This window comes from Marinilabiliales bacterium (assembly GCA_007695015.1).
Classification (GTDB): Bacteria; Bacteroidota; Bacteroidia; order Bacteroidales; family PUMT01; genus PXAP01.
Genome location: REEN01000109.1, coordinates 1 through 9124, shown reverse-complemented (window position 1 = coordinate 9124; position 9124 = coordinate 1). Strand labels below are relative to the sequence as shown.

Annotated in this window: 9 protein-coding genes; 5 read left to right on the top strand and 4 right to left on the bottom strand. The window is 51.4% G+C overall.

Annotated elements, in window-relative coordinates:
- Window positions 1-262, top strand: a 262-nt coding sequence (locus tag EA408_13235) for a hypothetical protein (GenBank protein TVR68657.1), incomplete at its 5' end; no start/stop codon positions are given.
- 80 nt (window positions 263-342) lie between these two features.
- Complete coding sequence (rimM, locus tag EA408_13230) at window positions 343-870, top strand: 16S rRNA processing protein RimM (protein ID TVR68656.1); 528 nt, start codon at window positions 343-345, stop codon at window positions 868-870.
- Window positions 871-877: 7 nt separating this feature from the next.
- On the opposite strand, the gene EA408_13225 is transcribed toward rimM, so the two are convergent.
- Together EA408_13225 and EA408_13220 are read right to left on the bottom strand one after the other, a co-directional pair.
- Window positions 878-1336 carry an acyl-CoA thioesterase gene (locus EA408_13225; GenBank protein TVR68655.1) on the bottom strand — a complete coding sequence of 153 codons (459 nt, stop codon included), beginning with the start codon at window positions 1334-1336 and terminating at the stop codon, window positions 878-880.
- 27 nt (window positions 1337-1363) lie between these two features.
- On the bottom strand, window positions 1364-3247 hold the full coding sequence (locus tag EA408_13220) for a polysaccharide biosynthesis protein (protein ID TVR68654.1): 1884 nt from the start codon (window positions 3245-3247) through the stop codon (window positions 1364-1366).
- Window positions 3248-3374: 127 nt separating this feature from the next.
- Here EA408_13220 and EA408_13215 point away from each other — a divergent pair, with 127 nt between their 5' ends.
- Entirely contained in the window at window positions 3375-4169 is a 795-nt protein-coding gene (locus tag EA408_13215) for a DUF2807 domain-containing protein (protein ID TVR68653.1), read from the top strand.
- A 35-nt stretch (window positions 4170-4204) separates the two neighbouring features.
- Here EA408_13215 and EA408_13210 read toward each other — a convergent pair whose 3' ends face one another.
- The gene (locus tag EA408_13210) at window positions 4205-4765 is read right to left on the bottom strand and encodes a threonylcarbamoyl-AMP synthase (protein ID TVR68652.1); all 561 of its coding nucleotides are present in this window, start codon (window positions 4763-4765) and stop codon (window positions 4205-4207) included.
- A 37-nt stretch (window positions 4766-4802) separates the two neighbouring features.
- On the bottom strand, window positions 4803-5621 hold the full coding sequence (locus tag EA408_13205; GenBank protein TVR68651.1) for a 2,3,4,5-tetrahydropyridine-2,6-dicarboxylate N-succinyltransferase: 819 nt from the start codon (window positions 5619-5621) through the stop codon (window positions 4803-4805).
- A gap of 134 nt (window positions 5622-5755) precedes the next feature.
- Between EA408_13205 and EA408_13200 the strand changes: the two genes are divergently transcribed.
- Both EA408_13200 and EA408_13195 read left to right on the top strand, forming a co-directional pair.
- On the top strand, window positions 5756-8185 hold the full coding sequence (locus tag EA408_13200; GenBank protein TVR68650.1) for a S9 family peptidase: 2430 nt from the start codon (window positions 5756-5758) through the stop codon (window positions 8183-8185).
- A gap of 10 nt (window positions 8186-8195) precedes the next feature.
- Window positions 8196-9124 (top strand): pyridoxal-phosphate dependent enzyme (locus EA408_13195; protein ID TVR68649.1); only part of this gene is annotated, 929 nt, incomplete at its 3' end.

The window sequence follows — 9124 nt, the reverse complement described above, 5'->3', positions numbered from 1 at the left end:
AGAGAAACCTGCTGCTGAAGCGCCTGCTGAGGAGAAAGCTGCTGCAGAAGAGAAGGAGGCAGAGAAGCCTGCTGCCGAAGAGGTGCCTGCAGAAGAGAAGAAGGAGGAAGCTCCTGCTGAGGAGAAACCTGCAGCTGAAGAGAAGAAGGCAGAGAAACCTGCTGCCGAAGAGAAGGCAGAGAAACCCGCAGCTGAGAAGAAGGAAGAAGCTCCTGCAGAGGAAAAGAAAGCGGAAAAGTCCGACGAAGAGAAAAAGGAATAAAAGCCAGCCGGTGGAAGGGATCGGTTATGATCCCGGCACCTTACCATGATCAGCCAGGCTTGACACGATAAATATTCTGCATGCAACATGCCGGGGATTTAAAATTGTTGGGCGAACTTCTGAAAACTCATGGGATCAGCGGAAACCTGGTTCTCAAACTTGCATTTTTCACTGAGGAAGAACTAAAAGAGGGGGATACGGTATTTGTCGAAATAGACGGAATACCGGTCCCTTTTTTTATAGATTACTTCAGGTTCCTGACCGACGACACCGCACTTATAAGATTTGATGATACACGATCTTCAGCTCAAGCCGGCTTTCTGGCCGGGTGCCGTGTATTCTGCAGCAAGGATTTTGGAGAGGGCAACGGGGAACGGGAAGAGGGTTACAGCGACATACTGGGGTTCAAGGTTTTTGACAGGGAGAAGGGGTATGCCGGGATACTAGCGGAAGTTCTGGAATATCCGGATAATCCGGTTATGCGTATTGAGCATGAGAACCGGGAGGTGCTGATACCCTTACATGATGACATAATTGAAAGGATTGATCCTGTGATGAAGATAATAGAGGTGTCGGCGCCGGACGGATTGCTGGACCTGTACCTGTGATCATTCCCTAACCGTACTTAAGACTGACCTCCTTTTCAAATGACATGACACTCTGTCTCCATTCCCCCGGAAGGGGAATCGAACAGTTCATTGCCGCATCGAAGGCTACCAGTATGCAGCGGCTTGAGGCCATGACGTTGCCGCTTTCGGTATCACGTACCTCCTGCACCATATGGATGCTTTTATTACCCAGCATGACAGTTCCTGTTGCAACTTCAATCCTGTCATTTATGTGAACAGGGCAGTGGTAATCAACACTTATTGAGGCCAGTATCAGTGTCTCTTTTTCCCAGCTTAAATGCCTGCCCAGTACATGCCTGAAATACTGCAGCCGCGCATAGTCAAAATAGTGCTGGAACACTGAATTGTTGACATGCCCCATAATGTCTATATCATTAAACCTTATCTGTATTGGGGCAAAATGAAGGAAAACATGGGCGGGGGTGGACTGGTCATTGGTTGACATGGTCAGGGGTTATTAAGTCAGGGTTGTTTAATCTTTGCTTTTGACTGCTGCTGCATGTTGAAACCCGGGAAGTATGTCACTGAATGCAGCCAGTATTTTGTCATTATCGTTTCCGGGAAGGAGCTGTGTAAGCGCTTCAATTTTACCTGATATGCCGTCGCATGATCTGTTCCTGTCAAGCACCAGGCTGATCTTGGGATTGTCGGTAGGCGTTGTGTACTCGTGGGTATACATTATCTCTTCATTTATCTTCTCGCCTGCCCGCAGGCCGGTGAATTTGATCTCTATGTCCTGTCCGGGTACAAGTCCGGTTAACTTGATCATCTTCCTGGCAAGGTCATAGATCCTGATTGAATGCCCCATCTCAAATACAAATATTTCTCCTCCTTCCGACATGGCGCCTGCTTCCAGGATGAGCTGAGCGGCGATGGTGCTGGTCATGAAATACCTGGTCACTTCAGGGTGTGTTATTGTGACCGGTCCGCCCGTTTCGATCTGTTTCCTGAACCGCGGGATAACCGATCCGTTGGAACCAAGGACATTGCCGAACCGGACAATTGAAAAGCGCGTTCCGGATCTTTTTTGTATGTCAAGCAGGCACAATTCGGCAATTCTTTTGGATGCACCGGCTACATTGGCGGGATGGACCGCTTTGTCGGTCGAGATGAACACAAATTTGTCACAGCCATGGTCGCTTGCAAGTTCTGCCAGCAGTTTTGTAGCACAGATATTGGTTCGCAGCGCCTCTGCCGGGTTGTTTTCCATCATCGGAATATGCTTGTAGGCTGCTGCATGGAAAATGATCTGAGGCCTGAGAGCGGCAAATATGCTGGCCATCCGCGTTTCATCGGCTATATTTGCTGCAACGATCATGCACTTTTCCTGATTAAACTCCTCCCTGATTTTAAGTTCCAGATCGTAAAGGGCTGATTCCGCCTGATCAACAAGGATGAGCTTGCCAGGATCATAATCCTTGACCTGTCGAACTATTTCGCTTCCTATTGACCCGGCAGCTCCGGTTATCATGATAACCTTGCCCGAGATGAGCGAGCTTATGCGGCTGTCATTTACCGGCACAGGTGTCCGCTCAAGGAGGTCGTCAATGTGCACCGACTTTATCTGGTTAAACGCAAGCCTGGATGATATCCACGATGATATGTGGGGCACGGAAAGGACTTTCATGTCGAAATCAAGGCATACATCGACAATATCGACTTTTTTTTCAGGTGAGGGAGGATCTTTTGAGAATATAAAGGAGTGGATTTTGGTCCTTTCAAGGAATGCCCTGAGGTCGCCAACATCGTGTACCATTACTCCTTCAATCTTTTTTCCTGCAATGCGTTCGGTTTCATCCATGAAGCCGACCACTCTGAAGTTACGGCCCATCTCTCTTTCAAGTGTGTGCTTCAATACCAGTCCTCCCTGTCCGGTACCATATATAATAACCCCTTTCCGGTCATCTCTCTTGTTGAAGAGTTCGTAATAGGTGTTTCTCATGAACATTCTTGTGGTGGTAAGCAAAAAAAGCAGTACCACAAGGTCAATCAGGAGGACGGACATTGGAAAAAGCAGTATGCCCCCGGTAACCACATAGGCAAGCAGGTTGATGCCAGTCAGGATACCGGTGCCAGTGCTGGCCACATAAAGGAGCCTTCCCGATTCGCCGGTCCCGGTATACCTGATAAGTCCCGCGAATGTCCTGAAAACCAAAAAACTGCCGCCCCTGACAATAATTACAAGAGGGAACACAAGCGAAAACCTGGAGCTCCATTCAGCGGGAATTGAGAAATTGAACCTGAGCTGGTAGGCCAGGACCATTGATGAGATGCTGATGACCAGGTCAAGGAGAAAGATCATCCATCTTGGGGTGTGCCCCCTCTCATCATATCCGTAGTGATGTTCGTCAGTCATTCTGCTCCCAGTCAGTTATTTCAGGAATGAGGTGTGCGTCTATGTTTTATGTCCCGGGTTTTGAGCTTTCGCAACAACGGCTCTGCTGAATCTGATATCACCCTTATGCAAAAATAAGCAAAAAAGCATGCAGCGATTTTTTTTTTCTGAAGTCTTTAAAATATTAATACCGGCTCGCCGGCTTTATCAATCTAAACCAACAATTATGTCAATTAATGCAAGAATTACACTTATAGTCCTGATGTTAACCGCTATTTCGGTTGGCACTGCAGTAGCACAGAGGGACCTGCCTGCCGAGGAAAGGAGAGTTGAAAAATTCAAAAGCATCAGTGTGTCAGTGCCCGGAGAGGTATATCTCAAGCAGGGTGATGAGCAGAAGGTTATTATTGAGGGTACCAATCGGGTGGTCGAGAATCTCATAACTGAGGTGAATAATGGCCGGCTCAGCATACGGATGCCTTCACGGTGGAGATACAGGAGGAGTGATGAACTGTATGTATATATTACCATGACGGAGCTCGAAGGGATCGCCCTTTCAGGGTCAGCCTCCATATATTCCGAGGGCCCCGTCACAACCGGCAGAATGGCTGTAACCATAAGCGGAAGCGGCAGGATTGAATTGGAGGAGCTTGATGCAAGTGAGCTGGATGTTACAGTTTCGGGATCGGGAAGGCTTACGATCGGAGGGGGCAGGAAACTGGAGAAGTCGAAAATCGTTATCAGCGGCTCAGGAAGGCTTGACACCCGGAATCTGCCGGTTGAGAATGCCGATGCACTGATAACCGGCTCCGGGAACTGCAGTATCCATGTGATGTCAAACCTGAATGTACGCATATCGGGCAGCGGCCGTGTTATATATACGGGCAATCCCCGGATTGACGCAAGGATAACCGGTTCTGGACGCGTGGTGAATGCCAACTGAACCCGGGTTCCGGCAGCACGCCCGATGAACCAGCGCTAACGGATCTTGATTATTTCGCCGTCTTCGCCAAACTTGATGATGTCAGAAGGTGACGACTGCCTGGCATCATCCTGGCGGTGGACTACTATGTAGTCAACTGCATCCTTTATGCTGTCAGCTATCTTGCTGAAGCTGCCGGGCGGCGGACTGCCTGAGATGTTGGCCGAGGTTGAGACGATGGGTTTTCCCAGCATCCTGATAAGTTCCCGGCAGAAATCGTCCTTTACGACCCTGATGCCTATTGTATGGTCATGGCCGATAAGCGAGGGGGCCAGGTTTATGGCATTCTGAAATATAATGCTCAATGGCCTCTTTGCCGCATCGATGAAATTAAATGCTATATCCGGCACATCCATTACATACTTATGGATGTTGGAAGGTTCATCGATCAGGATCAGCATCTGCCTGGTGTCTTCACGGTTCTTGATATCAAAAACCTTCATTACCGCCCTGTTGTTGGTTGCGTCGCACCCTATGCCCCATATGGTATCGGTAGGGTAGAGGATGGTGCCTCCCTTTTGGATCGACTCCAGGGCACGTTCCAGATCTTCCTTCATGATTTGTGGGTTAACTGGTTTTTTTGTTTTCCGGAAGCTAGACAGAGACATTGTACTCCCTCAGGGCTTCATTGAGGGATGTTTTCATATCTGTCGATTTTTTCCTTTTCCCTATTATCAGGGCACAGGGTACCTGGTATTCACCGGCGGGAAATTTTTTAGGGAAAGTGCCGGGAATGACAACCGAACCACCGGGTACCACCCCTCTCATTTCAAGGGGTGAGCTGCCTGTCACATCTATTATCCGTGTTGACATGGTCAGTACTACATTGGCTCCCAGAACCGCTTCACGCTCCACCCTGACCCCTTCGACCACGATACAGCGGGAACCAATAAAGCAGTTGTCTTCTATTATGACGGGTGAGGCCTGCACCGGCTCAAGTACTCCTCCGATGCCCACACCCCCGCTCAGGTGAACGTTCTTTCCTATCTGGGCGCATGATCCTACGGTGGCCCAGGTATCGACCATGGTGTTTTCACCCACCCATGCGCCTATGTTCACGTATGAGGGCATCATCACGACTCCCCTTGAAAGGTATGACCCGTAACGTGCAATAGCATGCGGTACGACCCTTACCCCTGCCTGGTCATATCCTTTTTTGAGTCTCATCTTGTCATGGAACTCAAGGGGGCCTGCTTCGGTAACTTCCATCTTCCTCAGGGGGAAGTAAAGGATCACCGCTTTCTTGACCCAGTCATTTACCTGCCAGCCGTCACCTGTGGGCTCAGCTACCCTGATCTCACCCCTGTCGAGTTTGCCTATTATCTTTTCAATGGTTTCTGCTGTCTCCCTGCTATCGGTCAGATCCCGGTTTTCCCAGGCCGCTTCGATTATCTCCTGCTCTTTGTCGCACATGTTGCCTGTTTTTATGTAAAAGTAACAGAAAATAGTTAATTTAACGACCCTTTTTGAAGGCAGAAATGAGATACCGGGTACAACATCCTGGCTAATAAGATTAATAACCGAAAGTCTAACTATAATTAGCAGATATGAAAAAGACAACAAAGACAACATTGTTAAGTATTGCCATTGCAGTGGTGTGCTCCTTTAGCCTCAGTGCGCAACTGGATACACCTTATATGCTGCCACCCGATGACATTCTTTCAATTGTTGATGCCCCGGCAACCCCGTCAGTCAGTATTCACCCACGCGGCGAGATGATGCTTCTGTTTGACAACCCGAGCATGCCCGGCATTGATGAACTGGCCAGGGAAGAGCTCCGTCTTGCCGGCGTGCGTTTCGACCCGGCAACTAACGGCCCCGGCAGGGCAAGATACAATACAGGGATCAGCGTAATGGATATGGACGGTACGAACGAGCGGAGGCTTAGGGGCCTGCCCTACCCGGCGAAGATAAACAATGTAAGGTGGGCGCCCGACGGAAGCAGGATAGCGTTCCTTGTAACCGTTGACCATGGTATTGAGTTGTGGTATGCCGACCTGTCAAAGGCCGAAGCCTTCAGGCTTACCGAACCGGTTGTGAATGATGTGCTGGGCAATCCCTTTACCTGGCTGTCTGACAGTGAGACCCTGATATATACTCAGGTGCCTGCAGGCAGGGGCGAAGCACCCCTTCGCCCTGCAGTGCCGGCCGGACCTGTGGTGCAGGAGAGCATTGGAAGACAGGCTCCTGCCAGGACGTTCCAGGATCTTTTAACTGACAGGCACGATGAGGAGCTGTTCGAATATTATGCTACCGCACAGCTTGTGAAGATCAGTTTAAACGGCGACCGCAGCAACATCGGCGACCCGGCGATATTCAGGAGCGTAAGCTCATCCCCTGACGGTAATTACCTGATGGTGATGAGCATACAGAGGCCATTTTCATACCTTGTTCCCCAGTTCAGGTTCCCCTACAATGTAGAGGTGTGGGATACCGGTGGACAACTGGTGCGCACGATTGCCGAGGTTCCCCTGATGGAGGAGATGCCCCGCGGGTTCGGAGCAACATCTCCGGGGCCCCGTTCCTTTACATGGCGCAACGACGCACCGGCAACCGTTTACTGGGTTGAGGCGCTCGACGGCGGTGATCCCTCGGTTGATGTGCCTTACCGTGATCAGCTTGTGCGGCTGGAGTCGCCATTTGCAGGTGAGCCCCGGAAGGGGCTTAAGCTGGAGCTGCGCTACGCTGGTATTACATGGGGTAATGACGATATGGCTGTTGTTTATGAATTCTGGAGGAGCGACCGGAGGATGGTCACCAGCTTCTTCAATCCCAATACACATGATGGAAAGGATGTTATATGGGATCGTTCTACGGAGGACCGCTATGGTGATCCGGGAAGCTTCATGACCGTGGTGAACGAAAATGGCTTTTCGGTGCTGCAGTTCGATAACCGCGGAAGGTCGCTCTACCTGTCGGGTATGGGCGCTTCACCCGAAGGTAACCGGCCATTTGTGGATGAGTTCAACATACGGACAAAATCGGTATCCAGGCTCTGGAGATCTGAGAGCCCCTACTATGAGGTTCCCATCCGTCTTCTTGATACCCGCAGGGGCCGATTGCTGACACGACGCGAATCAACCAGTGATCCCCAGAACTATTTTATCCGCGACCTGCGGTCCGGATCTCTCGACCAGATCACCTTCTTCCCCGATCCTCAACCGCAGCTCAGGGATGTGACAAGGGAGATGATCCACTATGAGAGGGAAGACGGGGTAAGCCTTACGGCGGAACTGTATCTGCCTGCAGGCTATGACCCTGAGGCCGACGGGCCGCTGCCTGCCATTCTGTGGGCATACCCGCGTGAGTTCAGGAGCGCCGATGCTGCGGGACAGGTAACGGGGTCGCCGTATACCTTCACAAGGGTCGGTACCACCTCGGTGGTGCTCTTCGTGACCCAGGGGTATGCAGTGCTTAATAACGCAAGCTTCCCGATAGTTGGAGAGGGAGATGAGGAGCCCAATGACACTTTCGTTGAGCAGCTTGTAGCCAATGCCGAGGCTGCAGTCAACAAGATCGTCGGGATGGGTGTGGCAGATCCCCGCAGGATTGCCGTTTCCGGCCATTCATACGGGGGCTTCATGACCGCCAACCTGCTGTCGCACTCCGATATCTTTGCCGCCGGTATAGCCAGGAGTGCGGCATTCAACCGCACAATGACGCCCTTCGGGTTCCAGGCTGAGGAGAGAACATACTGGGAGGCCCCCGAGATCTATTTCAGGATGTCGCCTTTCTCCTATGCACACCAGGTGACTGCTCCGACACTGCTTATTCACGGGGCGGCTGACAACAACGCCGGGACCTTTCCCATGCAGAGCGAGAGGTACTACAATGCCCTCCAGGGACACGGGGTGACCACCAGGCTGGTAATGCTGCCCTACGAATCGCACGGTTACGTGGCCAGGGAATCAATTCTGCACGTTCTTTGGGAGTATACCGAGTGGCTGGACAGGTATGTAAAGAACAGGGAAAACTAACAAAAGCCCAATGGAGATACCCCGGTGGCAGGATGTGCTTGATGCACATGAAAGGATAGCAGGGTGGGTGCACCGCACCCCCGTGCTTACCTCCCGGGCGATCGACCGGATTGCAGGGTGCGAGCTACTGTTCAAGTGCGAGAACTTTCAGAAGGTTGGCGCCTTCAAGTTCAGGGGTGCAACCAATGCTGTTTTTTCGCTTGATCCCGCTTCAGCCGGAAAAGGGGTTGCCACCCATTCGTCAGGCAACCATGCCGCCGCACTTGCACTTGCTGCATCCAACAGGGGGATAAATGCCCACATTGTCATGCCCGTTTCGGCCCCGGATATAAAGAAAAAGGCCGTTTCCGGCTACGGGGCCGAGATAACCTGGTGCGAACCCACGCTTGAGGCAAGGGAGAGCACACTTGAAAAGGTCGTCAGCTCATCCGGGGCCACATTTATCCATCCCTACAACAACTTTGAGGTTATAAGCGGACAGGCAACTGCGGCAAAGGAGCTGATCGAAGAGACCGGCCCGCCAGATATAATAATTGTTCCTGTTGGAGGAGGCGGACTGCTAAGCGGTACGGCAATAACCGCAAAGAGTATGAGCAGCCGGACAAGGGTACTGGCTGCCGAACCGGAGAAGGCAGATGATGCATACCGGTCGTTCCGGACAGGCGTACTGCAGCCGGCCCTGCCGCCGGCAACTGTGGCAGACGGACTTCTGACATCGCTTGGGCCCCTTACCTTCCGCATAGTGCGTGAGTATGTTGACGATATCATATGTGTATCCGAACAGGGGATCGTCGATGCCATGCGATTGGTATGGGAGCGGATGAAGATAATCATTGAACCGTCATCGGCGGTGCCCCTGGCCGCTGTGCTGAACAACAGAGACCTGTTTGCCGGTACACGTACGGGCATTATCCTTACAGGGGGGAATGCCGATCTTGA